Source organism: Citrobacter sp. Res13-Sevr-PEB04-36, from assembly GCF_015672735.1.
Lineage (GTDB): Bacteria > Pseudomonadota > Gammaproteobacteria > Enterobacterales > Enterobacteriaceae > Citrobacter.
This window is the reverse complement of sequence record NZ_JADABY010000014.1, coordinates 103031-121506: the sequence shown is the minus strand read 5'-3', so window position 1 is coordinate 121506 and position 18476 is coordinate 103031. Positions and strand designations below refer to the sequence as shown.

Annotated in this window: 19 protein-coding genes; 7 read left to right on the top strand and 12 right to left on the bottom strand. The window is 51.9% G+C overall.

The annotated features are described in order from the left end of the window. Positions 1-199 precede the first annotated feature (199 nt). The 6 genes from yhhY (at position 200) to IMQ48_RS03980 (ending at position 5989) form a co-directional block, all read left to right on the top strand. Positions 200-688 (top strand): N-acetyltransferase, encoded by a 489-nt coding sequence (gene yhhY / locus IMQ48_RS04005; protein ID WP_196208002.1) that lies wholly within the window; start codon positions 200-202, stop codon positions 686-688. 46 nt (positions 689-734) lie between these two features. Next, positions 735-1619: a hypothetical protein gene (locus IMQ48_RS04000; RefSeq protein WP_196208001.1), complete on the top strand. Its 885-nt coding sequence runs from the start codon at positions 735-737 to the stop codon at positions 1617-1619. A 322-nt stretch (positions 1620-1941) separates the two neighbouring features. Then, the gene (locus tag IMQ48_RS03995) at positions 1942-3156 is read left to right on the top strand and encodes a PfkB family carbohydrate kinase (protein ID WP_196208000.1); all 1215 of its coding nucleotides are present in this window, start codon (positions 1942-1944) and stop codon (positions 3154-3156) included. 15 nt (positions 3157-3171) lie between these two features. Beyond that, positions 3172-3933 carry a glutamine amidotransferase gene (locus IMQ48_RS03990; RefSeq protein ID WP_196207999.1) on the top strand — a complete coding sequence of 254 codons (762 nt, stop codon included), beginning with the start codon at positions 3172-3174 and terminating at the stop codon, positions 3931-3933. Between the two features lie 53 nt (positions 3934-3986). Further along, positions 3987-4958 carry a DMT family transporter gene (locus tag IMQ48_RS03985; RefSeq protein WP_196207998.1) on the top strand — a complete coding sequence of 324 codons (972 nt, stop codon included), beginning with the start codon at positions 3987-3989 and terminating at the stop codon, positions 4956-4958. After that, positions 4955-5989 carry a phosphotriesterase gene (locus IMQ48_RS03980; RefSeq protein WP_196207997.1) on the top strand — a complete coding sequence of 345 codons (1035 nt, stop codon included), beginning with the start codon at positions 4955-4957 and terminating at the stop codon, positions 5987-5989. The genes IMQ48_RS03985 and IMQ48_RS03980 overlap by 4 nt, the downstream gene beginning before the upstream one ends. A gap of 44 nt (positions 5990-6033) precedes the next feature. On the opposite strand, the gene ggt is transcribed toward IMQ48_RS03980, so the two are convergent. Further along, positions 6034-7776 (bottom strand): gamma-glutamyltransferase, encoded by a 1743-nt coding sequence (gene ggt / locus IMQ48_RS03975; RefSeq protein ID WP_196207996.1) that lies wholly within the window; start codon positions 7774-7776, stop codon positions 6034-6036. A gap of 118 nt (positions 7777-7894) precedes the next feature. Here ggt and IMQ48_RS03970 point away from each other — a divergent pair, with 118 nt between their 5' ends. Continuing rightward, positions 7895-8338 carry a DUF2756 family protein gene (locus IMQ48_RS03970; protein WP_196207995.1) on the top strand — a complete coding sequence of 148 codons (444 nt, stop codon included), beginning with the start codon at positions 7895-7897 and terminating at the stop codon, positions 8336-8338. Here the strand turns inward: IMQ48_RS03970 and ugpQ are convergent. The 11 genes from ugpQ to livH all read right to left on the bottom strand — a co-directional run bounded on the left by ugpQ (position 8335) and on the right by livH (position 18439). Continuing rightward, on the bottom strand, positions 8335-9078 hold the full coding sequence (gene ugpQ, locus IMQ48_RS03965; RefSeq protein ID WP_196207994.1) for a glycerophosphodiester phosphodiesterase: 744 nt from the start codon (positions 9076-9078) through the stop codon (positions 8335-8337). The two genes, IMQ48_RS03970 and ugpQ, sit on opposite strands and share 4 nt — an antisense overlap. Then, on the bottom strand, positions 9075-10145 hold the full coding sequence (locus IMQ48_RS03960) for a sn-glycerol-3-phosphate import ATP-binding protein UgpC (protein ID WP_196207993.1): 1071 nt from the start codon (positions 10143-10145) through the stop codon (positions 9075-9077). The genes ugpQ and IMQ48_RS03960 overlap by 4 nt, the downstream gene beginning before the upstream one ends. Positions 10146-10412: 267 nt before the next feature. After that, complete coding sequence (ugpE, locus tag IMQ48_RS03955; protein ID WP_174361255.1) at positions 10413-11258, bottom strand: sn-glycerol-3-phosphate ABC transporter permease UgpE; 846 nt, start codon at positions 11256-11258, stop codon at positions 10413-10415. Continuing rightward, a complete protein-coding gene (gene ugpA / locus IMQ48_RS03950) occupies positions 11255-12142 on the bottom strand; it encodes a sn-glycerol-3-phosphate ABC transporter permease UgpA (protein WP_196207992.1) in 888 nt (295 codons plus the stop codon). The genes ugpE and ugpA overlap by 4 nt, the downstream gene beginning before the upstream one ends. 104 nt (positions 12143-12246) lie before the next feature. Next, the gene (ugpB, locus tag IMQ48_RS03945) at positions 12247-13563 is read right to left on the bottom strand and encodes a sn-glycerol-3-phosphate ABC transporter substrate-binding protein UgpB (protein WP_196207991.1); all 1317 of its coding nucleotides are present in this window, start codon (positions 13561-13563) and stop codon (positions 12247-12249) included. A gap of 243 nt (positions 13564-13806) precedes the next feature. Then, positions 13807-14214, bottom strand: a complete 408-nt coding sequence (locus IMQ48_RS03940) for a dTDP-glucose pyrophosphorylase (RefSeq protein WP_196207990.1) — start codon at positions 14212-14214, stop codon at positions 13807-13809. Between the two features lie 141 nt (positions 14215-14355). Next, the gene (locus tag IMQ48_RS03935) at positions 14356-14640 is read right to left on the bottom strand and encodes a hypothetical protein (protein WP_196207989.1); all 285 of its coding nucleotides are present in this window, start codon (positions 14638-14640) and stop codon (positions 14356-14358) included. A gap of 100 nt (positions 14641-14740) precedes the next feature. Then, positions 14741-15454: a high-affinity branched-chain amino acid ABC transporter ATP-binding protein LivF gene (gene livF / locus IMQ48_RS03930; protein WP_196208081.1), complete on the bottom strand. Its 714-nt coding sequence runs from the start codon at positions 15452-15454 to the stop codon at positions 14741-14743. 17 nt (positions 15455-15471) lie between these two features. Beyond that, positions 15472-16239, bottom strand: coding sequence for a high-affinity branched-chain amino acid ABC transporter ATP-binding protein LivG (gene livG, locus IMQ48_RS03925; protein ID WP_003023438.1), 768 nt, complete (start codon positions 16237-16239; stop codon positions 15472-15474). Next, a complete protein-coding gene (gene livM / locus IMQ48_RS03920; protein ID WP_181618385.1) occupies positions 16236-17516 on the bottom strand; it encodes a branched chain amino acid ABC transporter permease LivM in 1281 nt (426 codons plus the stop codon). The genes livG and livM overlap by 4 nt, the downstream gene beginning before the upstream one ends. Beyond that, positions 17513-18439: a high-affinity branched-chain amino acid ABC transporter permease LivH gene (livH, locus tag IMQ48_RS03915; RefSeq protein WP_196207988.1), complete on the bottom strand. Its 927-nt coding sequence runs from the start codon at positions 18437-18439 to the stop codon at positions 17513-17515. Before livH ends, livM begins: the two co-directional genes overlap by 4 nt. Positions 18440-18476 lie beyond the last annotated feature (37 nt).

Sequence of the window (18476 nt, the reverse complement as noted above, 5' to 3'; positions counted from 1 at the left end):
AAAAGCTGGCTAAAGTAATACTGGAAGCAATGTGAGCAATGTCGTGCTTTCAGGTTCTCCGTAGGGTTCCCCTGAACGCAGAGCAATAATAATCATTCTCATTCGCACTTGTCTACTTCTTTTTGCAAAAAAATGCAGTTGACGGAATTTTCAAACTCAGCGAGGGTAATTGCACAATTAACCCTGCAGGAGATAAGGAATGAGTGAGATAGTGATACGCCACGCTGAAAAGAAAGATTACGACGCTATTCGTCAGATCCATGCCCAGCCGGAGGTGTATCACAATACGCTACAGGTTCCTCATCCTTCCATGGAGATGTGGCAAGAACGACTTACCGAGCAAGCCGGGGTCAAACAGTTGGTTGCCTGCATTGATGATATCGTTGTGGGTCATCTTTCTATTGCCGTCGCCCAGCGGCCACGCCGCAGTCACGTCGCTGATTTTGGGATCTGCGTAGATGCCCGCTGGCAAAATCGCGGCGTCGCCAGCGCACTCATCCGTACCATGATCGACATGTGCGACAACTGGCTGCGCGTCGAGCGCATTGAGCTGACGGTGTTTGTCGATAATGAGCCTGCTGTGGCGTTGTATAAGAAATACGGCTTTGAAATCGAAGGCACTGGTAAGAAATACGGCCTGCGCAATGGTGAGTACGTTGATGCCTACTTTATGGCGCGCGTGAAATAAATTTAAGGGCGAGTCTTATCGCCCTGCTTATTGAAAGGACGCAATAGTGAAAAAGTACCTTCCCCTGGTGTTGCTGGCAACGCTCTCCCCTGCTTTTGCCACTACCGTACAAAATCTCGATTCCATACCCAGCGCCATTCAACATCCGGAAGGCAAGCAGATTTTCGCCGAGCAAATGATGGGTACGACGCCCGCCAAAGGGTTTGGTGAACTGCCGCAAGGATTAGAAGTGGCCCAATGGATTGCCTGGGTTGCGCCGAATGAAGACCCCAAAAAACTGATTATGACCGGTGCCAAAGCCTGGGGCAAAAACGGGAAATACATTGGCGTCGCCTGTTTTGCCGATAATCAGGCAGAGGCAGAACAAACCAGGAAACGCGCAGATAACGGCTGTCCGGAAAATTACAGCACCAGCCGCGTCAATAAATTATATCTCGGCGTATTTTCCTGGCAGAACCAACGGCTAACGCCGATTGCCCGCTCGGAAAAACCGTTAAACCAACTCTCGGAGTGGAATAAAGCCGCCGAAAAAGAGAGCAATGATGAATCGGTCAGACCGCTGGCTTATTATACCAAACTGGATCTGGCCCCTTATCGGATCGCACCCGATACCCTGGCATTTGGGGTGCGCGGCGGATACTCTGATGCGTATTCCGGCGGCGGTGCCTTCTATGAAGTGCTGGAGCTCTACGCGATCAAAGATAACAGGATAATCAACGTGTTTTCCGACCTTGTTTACCAATATCAGGATATCGCCGGAGACTGGAATAAAGACGGCACAAGGCAGCACGACATCAGCGAAAGTAAGTACATTCTCAAAATGCGCTCGGCAAAGACGCACGGATTTTATGATTTAGAGCGCGTTAACCTGGAGGATAAAAGCAGTCACATATTTCGCTGGTCTGAATCACTGCAGGGATATGCGCCGTAACTACTCAATCAGGCCTACATCGTTCAGAACGCTGTAGGCAGTTATCCTTAATTTCCCGCCGTTAAGCCCAGGAGCGAAAGCGCCATCCAGTCCTGGCATAAAGTTATTGATTGCAGTCCATTGCCTCGTCGCCGTCATGTTCAGGCCTAATAACCATCTAAATTATATGGTTATTCACGTTTTATCTTCATCTCTATTTTTCGTAACTTTAATAAAATTAATATTACATTTTTGTTTTTTTTTGGTTTCTGCCATCACTTTACGGTGACAATCACAACAATATACTTCCCTTGGGATTAATTTAACCACGGTGAGGTAAAAAATGAAATTTGAACGCCATCATAGGATATTGAAGGAACTCAGTATTTCGGGAGTTGTAAAAGTTTCAAATCTGGCGAAAAATCTTAAAGTAACAAAGGAAACTATTCGTTCAGATCTCAATGAACTTGCCGGACAGGGATATCTCACTCGCTGTCATGGTGGTGCATTTATTACCCTTGATTCTCTTGATAACGTTGCAAAAAACGAAATTGCTTATGTGCTGGAACAATATGAATCAGCACAGAAAATAAAAAAAGGTCTCTCTGCCATGAAAAGTAATGTATGTGTTATTGGCTCGTTCAATGTTGATATTATCAGTTATCTACCAAGATTACCCTCGACGGGAGAATCATTACTTGCCGATAAATTTATTTTTTCGCCCGGTGGTAAAGGATGTAATCAGGCATTAGCGGCAAGCTATGCTGATTCTGACGTACATTTTATCACTAAAGTAGGGTCAGACCATTTTAGTGATTATGCTATTAATTTCATGAACTCATCAAAAATCCATAAAAGCGTTATCTATCAGACCAAAGAAACTCAAACTGGTACTGCGACCATCATGGTGAATGGAGATACCGGAGATAACGTCATCGCTATCTATCCTGGTGCTAATATGACAATTTCACCTGATGAAATCACCATACAAAAAGAAGCTATTATTCATTCAGATATTGTTCTCGTACAACTGGAGACGAATTATGAGGCGCTTCAACAAACAATTCGTCTCGCACAGAAAAATGACATACCGGTAATTATCAATCCAGCACCATACAATGAAATGGTTAACACCATCATTGATGACATCGATTATATCACGCCAAATGAAACAGAAGCTGGCCTGCTGGCAAACATGTCCGTCAATGATATTGAATCAGCCAAATGTGCAGCGAAGATTATTCATCAGAAAGGTGTCAAAAATACCATTATCACATTAGGTAGCAAAGGTTCTCTCGCTTATGACGGAACGCAATTCATCTATTCTCCGGCATTCCCTGCAGTTGTAAAAAATACCGCTGGAGCTGGTGACGCCTTCAACGGTGCACTCGCGTCTGGCCTTGCTAAAGGAAAATCACTGGCATCCGCATTGTGCTACGCCAGTGCATTCGCTTCGCTTGCTGTTGAAACATCCAATGCCTCTGACATGCCAGAAAACGAATCCGTTCTTCATCGCATTCAGGGTTCACATTACAAACAAACTATCTCTACTCACTAAATCAAGGAGCAGACTATGAACAATACGCAGAAAAAACTAAAGGTGCTCTTTATTGGAGAATCCTGGCATATTCACATGATTCATTCAAAAGGTTATGACAGTTTCACCTCCAGTAAATATGAAGAAGGCGCCACATGGTTACTGGAATGCTTAAAGAAAAGCAATGTGAAAATTGATTACATGCCGGCTCACACGGTACAAATCGCATTTCCCGAAAACATGGATGAGTTAAACCATTATGATGTCATTGTCATTAGCGATATAGGCAGTAATACGTTTCTGTTGCAAAACGAGACGTTCTATCAGCTAAAAATAAAGCCAAATGCTCTGGAATCTATTAAAGAGTATGTCAAAAATGGTGGTGGACTGCTCATGATTGGCGGCTATCTTTCATTTATGGGCATTGAGGCCAAAGCCAATTACAAGAACACCATTCTTGCCGAGGTCCTGCCAATTATTATGCTTGACGGCGATGACCGGGTAGAAAAACCAGAAGGTATCTACGCTGAGGCTGTCTCGCCTGAACATCCTGTCGTTAACGGATTCTCAGACTACCCGGTGTTTCTTGGATATAACCAGGTTGTCGCCAGAGAAGATGCCGATGTCGTTTTAACAATAAATAATGACCCGCTGTTAGTGTTCGGTGAATACCAACAGGGTAAAACCGCCTGCTTTATGAGTGACTGTTCGCCGCACTGGGGAACACAGCAATTTATGTCCTGGCCGTTTTATACCGACCTGTGGGTTAACACGCTTCAATTCATCGCCAGAAAATAAAAAACAATGGAGTAACAAAAGTTACTCCTTTTATAAAAAATAAGGATTGATGTATGAACAAGAATAAGTACTCAACTCCCTTACTGATGCTTGCAACCATCCTAGCCGGTATGCTTTCCCCAATGCAGTCTGCCGTTAATGGGCAATTGGGACACTGGTTGCAGGATGGTAATGCTTGCGCAGTAATCTCATTCGCCAGCGGTCTGGTCGTCATGTTTTTTATTATTATTGCGCGAAAAAATACACGCCAGCAATTCGCGTCGATCCCCACTCTGATTAAAAAGAGAAAAATTCCGCTGTGGAATTGGTTTGCCGGGTTATGTGGGGCGATGGTTGTATTTTCTGAAGGGGCATCAGCCAGTGCGTTGGGCGTTGCCACTTTTCAAACTGCATTAATTTCCGCCCTGCTCCTTTCCGGTCTGCTGTGCGACCGTTTCGGCGTTGGTGTGGATGAGAAGAAATATTTCACGCCATGGCGCGTTGCTGGCGCATTGTTTGCGGTTATTGCCACGATTTTTGTCGTGTCGCCACAGTGGCATTCAACCTCTTTTATCCTGCTCGCTATCCTTCCATTTTTGGCAGGATTACTCGCTGGCTGGCAGCCTGCAGGGAATGCCAAAGTCGCTGAGGCAACGGGCTCCATGCTGGTTTCCATTACCTGGAACTTCATCGTTGGCTTTTGCGTCCTGGGCGCTGCGCTGGCGATACGTGTCGCATTAGGTCATGTCACCGTCCAGTTACCCGATATGTGGTGGATGTATCTCGGTGGCCCGCTGGGTCTGCTGTCCATCGGGCTGATGGCGATTCTGGTCAGAGGCTTAGGTCTGCTGATGCTGGGTGTAGCTTCTACCGCAGGCCAGTTGCTTGGGTCGGTGTTAATTGATGAATTAATCCCATCCTTAGGCAATACGGTCTATCTGGTCACCATCATCGGCACGTTATTCGCATTAGTGGGCGCAATTGTTACCACCATCCCTGAATACAGAGCATCCAAAATGGCGCAAAAAATGGAGGTGTCAGGATGAAAGGTTTTCTGCAAACCGTGACGGGTCCTGTGGCGCACACGGATATGGGTCTGACGCTACCGCATGAGCATCTGTTTAACGATCTGTCATCCGTTGTTGATGAACCACATTATGCCTTTTCACAGCAACTGGTAGGGAAAAAAGTCAGCGCTGACCTACAGTGGGGACTGAAACACGACCCATACTGCTGCGCCGATAACATGGACAGAAAAGAGATTGATGATGTCATCTTTGAAATCAATAATTTTATGTCACTAGGAGGCAGGACTATTGTCGACGCGACGGGTTCTGAGTCTATCGGTAGGGACGCCTCATCGTTGCGGGAAGTTGCATTAAAAACCGGTTTGAATATCGTCGCTTCATCAGGACCTTATCTGGAGAAGTTTGAAAGCACCAGGATCCACAAACCTGTCGATTTGTTAGCCTCACTTATCGATAAGGAACTGAATCAGGGGATTGGCGAGACGGATATTCGCGCCGGTATGATCGGCGAAATTGGCGTATCCCCCGCGTTTACCCAAGCGGAGCGTAACAGTCTACGGGCGGCGTCTCTGGCACAACGCAATAATCCTCATACAGCGATGAATATCCATATGCCAGGGTGGCTACGGCTAGGTGATGAGGTGCTGGATATTGTCCTTGAAGAGATGAACGTCTCTCCGGCAAAAGTTTCGCTGGCGCATTCAGACCCTTCAGGCAAGGATGTTGCCTATCAACGTAAAATGCTCGACCGCGGCGTATGGCTTGAATTTGACATGATTGGTCTGGATATCACTTTCCCTAAAGAAGGTATCGCCCCAGGCGTTCAGGAGACCGCTGATGCGGTTGCACATCTGATTGAATTGGGTTACGCCGATCAGATCGTTTTGAGCCATGATGTTTTTCTCAAACAAATGTGGGCAAAAAATGGGGGGAATGGTTGGGGATTTGTCCCGAATGTTTTCCTCGCCTATCTAGCTTCACGTGGAGTAGACAACGATACTCTTCGCAAGCTCTGTGTTGATAATCCAGCGCGGCTACTCACGGCATAACTAACAAATAGCCCGGTGCCTGAAACCGGGCTATTAATCAATAATCAGTATCCCGCCGTTAAATCATCCACGGAACGCGGGTCGGACGCGCCATACAGTGCGCCATCCGGCCCGACCATAATGCTCTGGGTGCTGCCCATCGCCTCTTTGAGCGCGACTTTTTGCCCTTTCTGTTCCAACAGTTTGATGGTGTCCGGGCTGAAGCCTTTCTCGATGCGCACCTCATCCGGCAACCACTGATGATGGAAGCGCGGCGCGTTGGTCGCTTCGGCGACGTTCATCCCAAAATCAATGCTGTTGACTACCATTTGCAGCACGGTTGTGATAATTCGGCTTCCGCCAGGGCTGCCGGTAACCAGCCAGGTTTTACCGTCTTTTACCACGATAGTCGGCGACATGGACGACAGCGGGCGCTTATTCGGCCCTACCGCGTTGGCATCGCCGCCCACCAGCCCGTAAACGTTCGGGACACCCGGTTTGGCAGAGAAGTCATCCATTTCGTTATTGAGCAGAATGCCGGTGTTACCCGCCACAATACCGGTGCCGAAGGTGGTATTCAGGGTATACGTCACCGCCACGGCGTTGCCGTCTTTATCCACCACCGAGAAGTGGGTGGTTTGGTTACTTTCATACGGGGCAAGCTTGCCCGGTTTGATCTGGCTGGAGGGTTTGGCTTTATTGATATCGATCTGCTCGGCAAGCGATTTGGCATACGCTTTGTTAGTCAGCGCCTGCCACGGCACCTTCACAAAATCCGGGTCACCCAGATATTCCGATCGGTCGGCGTAAGCATATTTCTCCGCCTCCGCCATCACCTGCATGGCATCGGCGCTGCCAAATCCGTATTTCTTCATATCGAAGTTTTCAAGAATATTAAGGATCTGCACAATATGAATACCGCCAGAGGACGGAGGCGGCATCGAGAAGACCTGATACCCGCGATAGTCGCCGCTAATCGGTTTACGCTCCACGGCTTTATAAGCGGCTAAATCGTCTTTGCTCATCAGACCGCCGTTCTTCTTCATCTCCTCGGCTATCTGATCGGCAATCGCCCCTTTATAAAACGCATCCGGGCCATTCTCGGCAATCATCTCGAGGCTTTTCGCCAGGTTTTTCTGTACCAGCTTGTCGCCCTTTTTCAGCGGTTCGCCGTCTTTCCAGAAAATAGCTTTGCTGTTCTCGTGGTTGGGGATCACTTCACTGCCGTAGGTTTTGAGATCGTCAGCCAGCGCATCGTTAACCACAAACCCCTCTGCCGCCAACTTCATCGCCGGGCGTACCACTTTGTTCAGCGGCAGGGTGCCATATTTTTCCAGCGCCAGCGAGAATCCGGCCACGGTCCCCGGCGTGCCGGAAGCCAGATGCGACGTCAGCGACTTTTTCGCATCGGCGTTGCCCTGCTCATCGAGGAACATGTCACGGGTCGCGCCAGCAGGCGCCATTTCACGAAAATCGATCGCGGTGGTGTTACCGTCTTTGGTACGCAGCAGCATAAAGCCACCACCACCCAGATTGCCCGCCTGAGGATGTGTCACCGCCAGCGCGTAGCCAACGGCCACGGCAGCATCCACCGCGTTCCCCCCCTGCTTTAAGATATCCACCCCAACCTGCGTAGCCATCGCATCCACGGAAGCGACCATTCCCTGCTGAGCGCGTACCGGGTGGAACACATCTTCTTCCACGCCGTATGACACTGGCGGTGCAGCCGGTGCGGCGGCAGCGCTAAAACAGCTTCCTGAGAGCAGAGCAGCAATGGCTACCCGGCGTATAAACGTCGGTTTTATCATCGTTATTCTCCAGATGTACGGGGGTCTGCCCCCACTAAGCCTGGTGCATAACTCTGAAATAATCATCGTAACGGCAAGAAAGGAGTAAACTTAAGAGATCCCCGAGAGGAGAAAAGCGATGAAACGACTCTTGATTTTAGCCATGCTATTGCCGTTTGCAGGCTTTGCACAGCCTATTAACACCATGAATAACCCGAATCAACCGGGTTATCAGATCCCGAGTCAGCAGCGGATGCAGACACAAATGCAATCACAGCAAATTCAACAGAAAGGAATGCTTAACCAGCAGCTGCAGACGCAAACGCGCATGCAACAGCAGCATATGGAAAATCAGATCAACACTAACTCCCAGCGAGTTCGCCAGTCTCAGCCGGGGGAGTTGAATACCAGCCAACAGCAAATGCTACCCAACAACAACGGCGGGATGCTAAACACCAACCGCAATACGGACAGCACGTTGAATAAACAGCCGCAAATGCTGTCGGAGAAAAAGAACGGCGACATGCTCAAACCTTCAAACACGCCGCAGCCTAACGTGCCGTTAAAAACAATTGGGCCTTAATAGGGCTGAAAATCCGGCCCGATAACATCAATGGCATCAGTACAGATGCAATCCACTCCCCAGCGCAATAGCTCTGCTGCGCGCTGGGGCCGATTGACGGTGTACACCAGAATGCGTAACCCGGCATCGCGCAGCGCATCCACGCGCGCTTCATCCAGCAGCTTATGATTAAGATGAATAGAGATGCAGTCCAGCCGCGTTGTCAGCTCACGCCAGTCCTCACGCCACTCATCAAGCAGTAAGCCTCTCGGCAGTTCAGGTACCACCTGTTGTGCTGCTTCAAGCGCATCAATTTCAAAGGATGACAACAGCGGTGGCGTCATTCCCACCCATAGTTCCCGCGCGGCCAGCGCCACGACTTTACCGGTTAACGTTCCGGTGCCGGTAGTGGGTTTAATTTCGATATTCGCCATCATACCGTGTTGACGGCAACGCTCGGCCACTTGCGAGAGCAACGGCAACGGCTCACCTTTGAACTCGCCGCTAAACCAGCCCCCGGCATCAACGCGCAGCAGATCCTGCCAGTTCAGCTCACCAGCGATGCCCCAGCCGTTGCTGGTGCGTTCAAGATTGTCGTCGTGCAGTAAGAAGATCTCGCCATCTTTTGACAATTTCGCATCAAATTCGATCATGGTATGCCCGAATCGCGCCCCCACGTCGATCGCCGCCAGCGTGTTTTCCGGGGCCAGTTTACCGCCACCACGATGGGCGACAATATGGGGATAAGGCCAGTTACTCATACTCGTTGTCCTGTTTCGCCATCAAAGAGATGCATATGGTTCTCGGGCAAATGCAGCCATAACGTGCTGCCTGCCGTCGGGCGATGCTGATGCGCCAGCCGCACCACCAGCTTTTGCTCACCCCAGCGTCCGTGGGCCAGGTTATCCGCGCCCAGCATTTCCAGGGTGTCTAACACCTGCGGCACGCCACCTTCGGCCTGCGAGCTTAGCGCAATATGCTCCGGGCGGATACCCAGGGTCATGTTACGCCCAATATGGCGCGAATAATCCTTGCCGAGAGGCAAGGTCATGCCACTCTCCAGCTCAAAATGGTACCCCGTGGCGCTGATACGCCCGTCCAGCAGGTTCATGGCCGGACTGCCGATAAAGCTCGCCACAAAGCGGCTGGCCGGTTTTTCGTACACCTCAACCGGCGTACCGATTTGCTCAGCCACGCCTTTGTTCATCACCAGTACTCGCTGGGCAAGGGTCATGGCCTCGACCTGATCGTGGGTCACGTAAAGCGAGGTGGTTTTCAGTCGCCGGTGCAGATGTTGTAACTCCAGGCGCATCTGCACGCGCAGCTTGGCATCGAGGTTGGAAAGTGGCTCATCAAACAGGAATACCGCCGGCTCGCGCACAATCGCCCGCCCCATCGCTACGCGCTGACGCTGACCACCGGAAAGCTCACGCGGGCGACGTTTGAGCAGTTCACTCAGTTCGAGGATACGCGCGGCATCGTTCACGCGTTCAGCAATGTGCGCTTTGCTCATGCCGCGAATTTTCAGCCCCCAGGCCATGTTTTCTTCCACGCTCATATGCGGGTAGAGCGCGTAATTCTGGAACACCATCGCAATACCGCGATCTTTCGGTTCCATCTCGGTGACGCGCTTATTTTCAATCCAGATATCGCCGCTGCTCACCCGCTCCAGTCCGGCAACCATCCGCAGCAGCGTAGACTTACCGCAGCCGGACGGCCCGACCATTACAATAAATTCCCCGTCTGCAACGTCCAGCGTCAGCGGTTTAATCACCTGGGTTTTACCGTCCCAGCTTTTGGTTACTGCCTGTAGTTTTAAACCAGCCATAGAGGTTGCATTCCTTGATTATTCTTGAACGTCGCTGGCGGCTATTTTTGCCCAGGGCAAGGCGCGAGCGGCGAAGTTTGGTGGGCCCAAATTAGACGCGAGTAACGCGGCACTGGGCAAAAATAGCCCCAGCACTTCGGGACGCGTGCCGAAATCGCGTACTCTGCGTTGTCGGATTTGGACATAGGCCCCTATGCCCATCACCCTCCGCCTTGATTACGCGATTTTGGCTCAGCGTCGACGTCACGAATAATCAAGGGATACAACCTACTTCTCACTATCGACCAGGCCACGCACAAACGCGCGCTGCATGGCTAACACGATGATTACCGGAGGGATAAGCGTCAGCAGCATAGCTGCCATCACGTGGTTCCACTGCGTCGTACCTTCACCGGTGGCGATCATGCCTTTGATACCCGCCACCGCCGTGCCCAGGTTCACGTCGGTAATAATCAACAACGGCCACAGATACTGGTTCCAGCCGTAAATAAAGGTGATGACGAACAGCGCCGCCAGATTGGTTTTTGACAGCGGCAGCACGATGTCGCGGAAAAAACGCATCGGTGATGCGCCGTCAATACGCGCCGCTTCCACCAGTTCATCTGGCAGGGTCATAAAGAACTGGCGGAACAGGAATGTCGCGGTGGCGGATGCCATCAGCGGCAGCGTCAGACCTGCGTAGCTGTCGAGCATTTTCAGGTTGGCGATCACCTCTACCGTCGGGAAAATTCGCACCTCCACCGGCAGCATCAACGTAATAAAAATCATCCAGAAGAACAGGTTACGCAGCGGAAAGCGAAACCAGACGATGGCGAATGCGGAGAGCATCGACACTGTGATTTTCCCCAGCGTAATGCTGAACGCCATGATGAAACTGTTGAGCATCATCAACCAGAATGGTGCGCTGTTCACGCCCACCCCGTTGACCCAGATGGTGTGCATGTTATCCAGCAGATGGGTTCCGGGGATCAGCGTCATCGGCGTGTCATATACCGCCTGGTTGTCCAGCGTCGCCGCCACAAACGCAACGTACAGCGGGAACAGGATCACCATGATCCCCAGAATCAGCAGGGTATGGCTGAATATTGTCAGCCAGCGACGGTTCTCAATCATTGGTAACGCACCTTACTTTCCACATAGCGGAACTGCACCACGGTCAAAATAATAACGAGGAACATCAGCACCACCGATTGTGCAGCGGAAGACGCCAGATCCAGCCCGACAAATCCTTCACGGTAGATCTTATAAATCAGCGTGGTCGTCGCCTGCACCGGTCCGCCCGCCGTGGCGGCATCAATCACCGGGAAGGTGTCAAAGAAGGCATACACCAGATTCACCACCAGCAGGAAAAAACTCACTGGGGCTATCAGCGGCAGCGCCAGCTTAAAGAAGCGGCGGATTGGGCCTGCACCATCAATCGCGGCGGCTTCTATTAGCGAACGAGGAATAGACTGTAATGCGGCAAAGAAGAACAGGAAGTTGTAACTAATCTGCTTCCAGACCGAGGCAAATACCACGAGGAACATAGCCTGGCCGCTGTTTTGCGCATGATTCCAGTCATAGCCAAACTCACCGAGAAAATGCGTAATCAGCCCGCGCCCTGGATTAAACAGAAAGATCCACAGCACCGCAGCGACGGCAGGGGCCACCGCGTAAGGCAGCAGCATCAGCGTCTGGTAAAAACGGCTGCCGCGTACCACGTAATTCACCAGCGCGGCAAAAAACAGCGACACCAGCAGACCGCTTACCGTAACTAACGTACTGAACTTGATGGTGGTCCAGAACGAGTCAAGGTAGTACGGGTCATGAAACAGCGCGACAAAATTCTCCAGCCCCACGAACTGGCTGGAAAAACCAAATGGATCGACGCTTTGCAGCGAATACCACAGCGCTTCACCCGCAGGCCAGATAAAGAAAATAAGGGTGATAGCCAGCTGCGGGGCCACCAATAAATAGGGTAGCCAGCGCGAGCGGAACACCGGTCGGGATGAGGACATAACGCTTCTTTTCCTGGAAGGTGCCGGATGGCGGTGCAGGCACCTTATCCGGCCTACAAACGCTGTAGGCCTGATAAGCGCAGCGCCATCAGGCACTTATACACTTAAGACTTGGTCGATTGCTCAAAGCGACGCAGTAACTGGTTGCCGCGCTCAACGGCGGAATCCAGCGCCTGCTGTGGGGTTTTCTTACCAGTCCAGACGCTTTCCAGTTCCTCATCCACAATGGTGCGGATCTGCGGCATGTTGCCCAGACGCAGTCCTTTGGTGAACGGCAACGGTGGCTTGTTCAGCATCTGACGAGTGGCGGTATCCGCCCCCGGGTTCTTGTCATAGAACCCCTGCTCGCGGGTCAGATCGTAGGCCGCGGTGGTGATCGGCAGATAACCGGTTTTCTGGTGCCATTCGGCCGCAATTTCTGGTTTCGCCAGGAAGTTAAGGAACTGCGCCACACCAGCGTAGGTTTCTTTGTCTTTCCCCTGCATTACCCACAGGCTCGCACCGCCGATAATCGCGTTCTGCGGGGCGCCCTTCACGTCAGCATCGTACGGCATCATGCCGACGCCATAGTTGAATTTCGCGTAGTGACGGATGTCGGCCAGAGAACCGGAAGAGGCGGTGGTGATCGCACAGTCACCGCTGTAAAATTTCTCGGTGGATTCATCTTTGCGCCCGAAGTAGCTGAAATCACCCTTCTTATTCAGCTCTTGCAGCAGAGCAATATGTTTCACCTGCTCCGGCTTATTAAACTCCAGCACCGCATCGGTACCATCAAAACCATTGTTTTTAGTGGCGACCGGCAAACCGTTCCAGGCGCTAAAGTTTTCAATCTGGATCCATCCCTGCCAGCCGCTGGCATAGCCGCACTTCATGCCGGCTGCCTTCAGCTTCGCGGTGTACTCCGCCAGGTCCTGCCAGGTTTTTGGCGGCTGTTCGGGATCTAAACCGGCTTTTTTGAAGGCATCTTTGTTGTAGTACAGTACCGGGGTGGAGCTGTTAAACGGCTGGGAGAGCAAATGTCCGGTTTTAGAGTCAGTGTAATAACCGGAAACCGTCGGCACAAACTGAGACTCATCAAAGTTAATTCCGGCCTCTTTGAACACTTCATAGACCGGCTTGATTGCCTTTGAGGCCATCATGGTTGCCGTCCCGACTTCGTAAACCTGCAACAGAGCTGGCGCGTTACCGGTACGGAATGCGGCGATCCCCGCGCTCAGGCTCTGCTCATAGTTGCCTTTGTACTGCGGAACTATTTTGTAGTCGGGATTGGATTCATTAAAACGTTGCGCCAGTGAATCAACTTCTTTACCCAGTTCGCCTTCCATTGAATGCCAGAACGGGATAGTGGTAACGGCCAGTGCCTGACCTGCAAATGCCAGGCTGATTGCCAGTCCTAAAGCTGTATGTCGTAACGATATCATCGATTATCTCTCTTGTTGTGCCGGATGCGCGATATCACGCGTTTTATGCTCGCGGGGGTAACATGACATGCTCGAATGACAGAAAAATAACTTTTTTATTACAAAAAAAAGATAGTAAGGCGACAGAGAGATGGCAAGGCAGTGAAAGCGTAGTGACAGGAAAATGCGGGGTGGTGCACAACAAAGCCGGGTAGTGGTGATGTCTTACCCGGCCTACGGAGAGATTTTATCAGTCCAGTAAAATCAGGAAGATTGCGCGAAAGTAAATTCCAGCGCGAGTCCCAGGACCTGCAGACCGTGAATATTGTCCTCCGCAGAGTTCGCCACCAGGTTTTCCAGAAACTTGAGTCGACGTGACTGGGCGTTAATGATGAGTTTTCCCCGCAATGCCGGAAGCTTCAGCGAGGAGATGGGATAAACCACGCGCCCAGTGACGTCAACCGGTAGCCTGCGCAAATCAACCTGCTGAAGCACTCCTACCGACGAATACAGCAGCGCAACGGGCGTGACGCTATGCAGTGCGGCGTGACTGATACTGACGAAATCCAGCAGGATCTCAGGACGCAGATAGTTCAAACCATTAAAAGAAACCGTGACGCCATCCATTGCGGGCATCGGCACAGTGGATAATAAATATGGTGAATCATTCATTCAATTACCATTTACAAAAAATATGAATCAAGCCATTGATTATAGAGAAAATAAACCGCAAATGCTGAGATAGCGCTCGCAATCCCTCAAGGCCTGATGAAATACGTTTCCTGGCGCACTTCATCGTTGCCTGCAGTACGCTTATTCTCTACGCCAACGTCGTTCGTACTCATTTTGTAAACGCTGCAGTTCCCGCCGCTCACGCTCGCGCTGGATATCCGATTTTTCATCTTCCCAACTCGGGCACACCGAGCTGGTGAATACTTCGCAGGGCGAGTTGGATTGTGCTAACGGGTTGGTGGTGGTTTCTTCCCAGATAGCGGGATCGCGCGGGTCGAACGTTTGCGGTTTCAATGCCTGAGCGCCAGATGACAGCGCCAACAGCAGACTTCCAATAACCACCATACAGGTGCCTGAACGAATCATCCTTTCTCCGTGTTCATTTTATTATTGATAATTATTCTCAATATTAACATACCGATATAAAAAAGGAGCCATTTTGGCTCCTTGTCTCAGTAGAGAGGGGTTAACCACCCAGATAGGCGCTGCGTACCGCCTCGTTGGCCAGCAGCGCATCTCCCGTGTCTTCCAGCACTACATGGCCGTTTTCCAGCACATAGCCGCGATCGGCGAGTTTCAGCGCCTGGTTGGCATTCTGCTCGACGAGGAAGATGGTCATCCCCTGTTCACGCAGCTGTTCGATGGTGTTAAAAATCTGCTGGATGATAATCGGCGCCAACCCAAGAGACGGCTCATCAAGCAGCAGCAGACGTGGCTGGCTCATCAGTGCACGGCCAATCGCCAGCATCTGCTGTTCACCGCCGGACATGGTGCCCGCCCGCTGAATACGGCGCTCATGCAGGCGAGGGAACAGGTCATACACCCACTTGATGCGTTCCTGAAACTGGTCACGCTCAACAAAGAAACCGCCCATTGCCAGATTCTCTTCCACCGTCATGCGCGAAAACACGCGACGCCCTTCCGGGACAATCGCCACCGCTTCACGCATAATTTTCGCCGTCTGCCAGTCGGTGATGTCTTTACCATCAAAAACAATGCGCCCACTGGTCGCACGCGGATCGCCACACAATGTGCCGAGTAGCGTGGTTTTCCCCGCGCCGTTGGCCCCAATAAGCGTTACGATTTCACCCTGATTGATATACAAACTGACGTCGTGTAACGCCTGGATCTTGCCGTAGTGAGCGTTCACCTTGTCAAACGTTAACATCGCTTTTTCCATCTTTTGGCTCGCCCCCATTATGCTTCGCCTAAATAGGCGCGGATCACGTCCGGGTTATTACGGATCTGTTCCGGCGTTCCGTTTGCCAGCGGCGTACCCTGGTTCACCACGTAAATACGATCTGAAATGCCCATCACCAGCTTCATATCGTGTTCAATCAACAAGATTGTGGTGTTGTGATGATTACGCAGCTCGGCAATCAACTCATCCAGCTCTTTGGTCTCTTTCGGGTTAAGGCCCGCAGCGGGTTCATCGAGCATCAGGATTTCCGGCTGGGTGACCATACAACGGGCAATCTCCAGGCGGCGCTGATCGCCGTAGGCCAGGTTACTGGCCTGACGGTTGGCATGCTCCAGCAGGCCAATACGCTCAAGCCAGGTGGCAGCGCGGTCCAGCGCTTCGCTCTGCGCACGACGGAACGACGGGGTTTTCAGCAGACCGGAGAAGACGCCGGTTTTCAGCTGTTGGTGCTGCGCCACCAGCAGGTTTTCAATCACCGTCATCTCACGGAACAAGCGCACATGCTGGAAGGTGCGCACCACACCCATGCGGGCGATTTGCTGGCCCGGCAGCCCTTCCAGATGCTGGTCTCGCAGTTTAATCGTCCCACCTGTCGGCTTATAAAAACCGGTCAGGCAATTGAAGACCGTGGTTTTACCCGCACCGTTTGGCCCGATTAACGAGACAATTTCCTGCGGCCTCAGTTCCAGTTCAACGTTGTTGACTGCCAGCAGACCGCCGAAGCGCATCATCAGGCCGTTCACGGATAATAATGGCTGACTCATGCCTGCTCTCCTTCTTTCGCTTGCCCGTTTTTCAGCTTCAACTGTGGACGGGTCATCGGCAGAAGCCCTTGTGGGCGCCAGATCATCATCAGTACCATCAAACCACCGAGCATCAACATGCTGTATTCATTGAAATCACGCATCAGTTCACGCGATACCACCAGCAGGATGGCCGCCAGGATCACCGCAAACTGCGATCCCATGCCGCCGAGTACCACAATGGCCAGTACGAAAGCCGATTCGGCAAAAGTGAAAGACTCAGGGCTTACGAACCCCTGACGCGCGGCAAACAACGTACCAGCAAAACCAGCAAACGCGGCACTAATGGTAAAGGCGGTCAGCTTGATACGCGTTGGGTTTAAGCCCAGCGAGCGGCAGGCGATTTCATCTTCACGCAAGGCTTCCCACGCACGACCTAACGGCATACGCAGCAGGCGGTTAATGACGAACAGTGAGAAGACCACCAGCAGCAATGCCACCAGATAGAGGAAAATCACGCGGTCAGACGGGTCATACTTCACACCGAAGAAGTTGCTGAAGGTATCCCAGCCGCCTTCGCGAGCGCTACGGCTGAACTCAAGACCGAAGAAGGTCGGCTTCGGGATCTGGCTGATGCCGTTCGGTCCACCGGTCACTTCGGTATTGTTCAGCAGCAAAATACGGACGATCTCACCAAAACCTAAGGTCACAATCGCCAGATAGTCACCGCGCAGACGCAGTACCGGGAAGCCGAGCAGGAAACCCGCTGCGGCAGAGACCAGGCCTGCCAGCGGCAGGCAGGTCCAGAAACCGAGACCATAGTAATGGTTCAGCAGCGCGAAGGTGTAAGCACCGATAGCATAAAAGCCTCCGTAGCCCAGCACCAGCAAACCAGAAAGCCCCACCACCACGTTTAAGCCCAGACCGAGAATGATATAGATCATCGTCAGGGTGGCGATATCCACTGTGCCGCGTGAGACCATAAACGGCCACGCCACGGCAATCACCAACAGCGCCACCAGGAACAGTTTTTGTTTGACGGTGGAGCCGTCAATCGCCGGCAGAATAAACTTCGGGCCGGAAACTCGCTTCATGCTGTGCTGGAAAGCCGGGCGCAGCAGCTGGAACAGAAAAACCACCCCGGTGCCGATAAACACCCACTGCCAGCGAATATCACTGGCAACATCAACGACCAGCTTGGTGCCATCCAGTTCTAACTGGACGCCCATAAAGACGCCCGCGAGGATGAAAAACATGGCGGCAGAGAGCAGCGCCATCGCAACGTGCATTGGTTTCATACTTTCTCTACCTCCGGGCGACCCAGAATACCGGTCGGCATCACCAGCAGCACGACAATCAGCAGTGCAAACGACACCACGTCTTTGTATTCCGTACTCAGATACGCAGAGGAAAGCGCTTCCGCCACGCCCAGAATCAGGCCGCCAATCATCGCCCCTGGAATGCTGCCAATCCCGCCAAGCACCGCAGCGGTAAAGGCTTTCATCCCGGCCATAAAGCCGATATACGGGTTGATAACCCCGTAGAACTGACCGAGCAGCACACCCGCCACCGCCGCCATCGCCGCACCGATCACAAAGGTCAACGCAATCACGCGGTCAGTGTTAATGCCGAGCAGGCTGGCCATTTTCAGATCTTCGGCACAGGCACGACAGGCGCGGCCCATACGCGAGTAGCGAATAAAAATCGTCAACGCCAGCATCGCCAGGAAAGTCACAACCCAGATAACCGCCTGCATAGTAGTGATGGACGCGGAGAAGTTTTCACTACTGCCGATAGTCCACTGGCCGTTAAACAGGCTAGGCAGCGCCACGTCCCGCGATCCTTCGGTCAGGCTGACGTAGTTTTGCAGGAAGATGGACATTCCGATGGCGGAAATTAGCGCAATCAGGCGCTTGGAGCTGCGCACGGGCCGGTACGCCACGCGTTCAATACTCCAGCCGTAGGCGCTGGCAATCACAATAGCACCCACGAATCCGGCTGCCACCAGCAGCCAGCTGGTATCAATGCCCATCATCATTAGCGCAGCGATGATCATAAAGGAGACATAGCTGCCGATCATATACACCTCGCCGTGGGCGAAGTTGATCATGCCGATAATGCCGTACACCATCGTGTAACCGATGGCGATCAGCGCGTAGGTGCTTCCCAGCGTGACGCCGTTAAACATCTGCTGCAAGAAATAGAGGAACTGCTCGGACATAAGGTAACCTTTTTATACCGCCCGACGCGCGGGCGGA

Coding starts and splice junctions, on each gene's coding strand:
- ugpQ (WP_196207994.1), bottom strand. CDS start 9,078: ATGAGTAACTGGCCTTATCCCCATATTGTCGCCCATCGTGGTGGCGGT.
- IMQ48_RS03940 (WP_196207990.1), bottom strand. CDS start 14,214: ATGAATGATTCACCATATTTATTATCCACTGTGCCGATGCCCGCAATG.
- livM (WP_181618385.1), bottom strand. CDS start 17,516: ATGAAACCAATGCACGTTGCGATGGCGCTGCTCTCTGCCGCCATGTTT.
- IMQ48_RS03935 (WP_196207989.1), bottom strand. CDS start 14,640: ATGATTCGTTCAGGCACCTGTATGGTGGTTATTGGAAGTCTGCTGTTG.
- livG (WP_003023438.1), bottom strand. CDS start 16,239: ATGAGTCAGCCATTATTATCCGTGAACGGCCTGATGATGCGCTTCGGC.
- IMQ48_RS03985 (WP_196207998.1), top strand. CDS start 3,987: ATGAACAAGAATAAGTACTCAACTCCCTTACTGATGCTTGCAACCATC.
- IMQ48_RS03980 (WP_196207997.1), top strand. CDS start 4,955: ATGAAAGGTTTTCTGCAAACCGTGACGGGTCCTGTGGCGCACACGGAT.
- livH (WP_196207988.1), bottom strand. CDS start 18,439: ATGTCCGAGCAGTTCCTCTATTTCTTGCAGCAGATGTTTAACGGCGTC.
- ugpE (WP_174361255.1), bottom strand. CDS start 11,258: ATGATTGAGAACCGTCGCTGGCTGACAATATTCAGCCATACCCTGCTG.
- IMQ48_RS03970 (WP_196207995.1), top strand. CDS start 7,895: ATGAAACGACTCTTGATTTTAGCCATGCTATTGCCGTTTGCAGGCTTT.
- ugpA (WP_196207992.1), bottom strand. CDS start 12,142: ATGTCCTCATCCCGACCGGTGTTCCGCTCGCGCTGGCTACCCTATTTA.
- ugpB (WP_196207991.1), bottom strand. CDS start 13,563: ATGATATCGTTACGACATACAGCTTTAGGACTGGCAATCAGCCTGGCA.
- livF (WP_196208081.1), bottom strand. CDS start 15,454: ATGGAAAAAGCGATGTTAACGTTTGACAAGGTGAACGCTCACTACGGC.
- IMQ48_RS03995 (WP_196208000.1), top strand. CDS start 1,942: ATGAAATTTGAACGCCATCATAGGATATTGAAGGAACTCAGTATTTCG.
- IMQ48_RS03960 (WP_196207993.1), bottom strand. CDS start 10,145: ATGGCTGGTTTAAAACTACAGGCAGTAACCAAAAGCTGGGACGGTAAA.
- yhhY (WP_196208002.1), top strand. CDS start 200: ATGAGTGAGATAGTGATACGCCACGCTGAAAAGAAAGATTACGACGCT.
- IMQ48_RS03990 (WP_196207999.1), top strand. CDS start 3,172: ATGAACAATACGCAGAAAAAACTAAAGGTGCTCTTTATTGGAGAATCC.
- ggt (WP_196207996.1), bottom strand. CDS start 7,776: ATGATAAAACCGACGTTTATACGCCGGGTAGCCATTGCTGCTCTGCTC.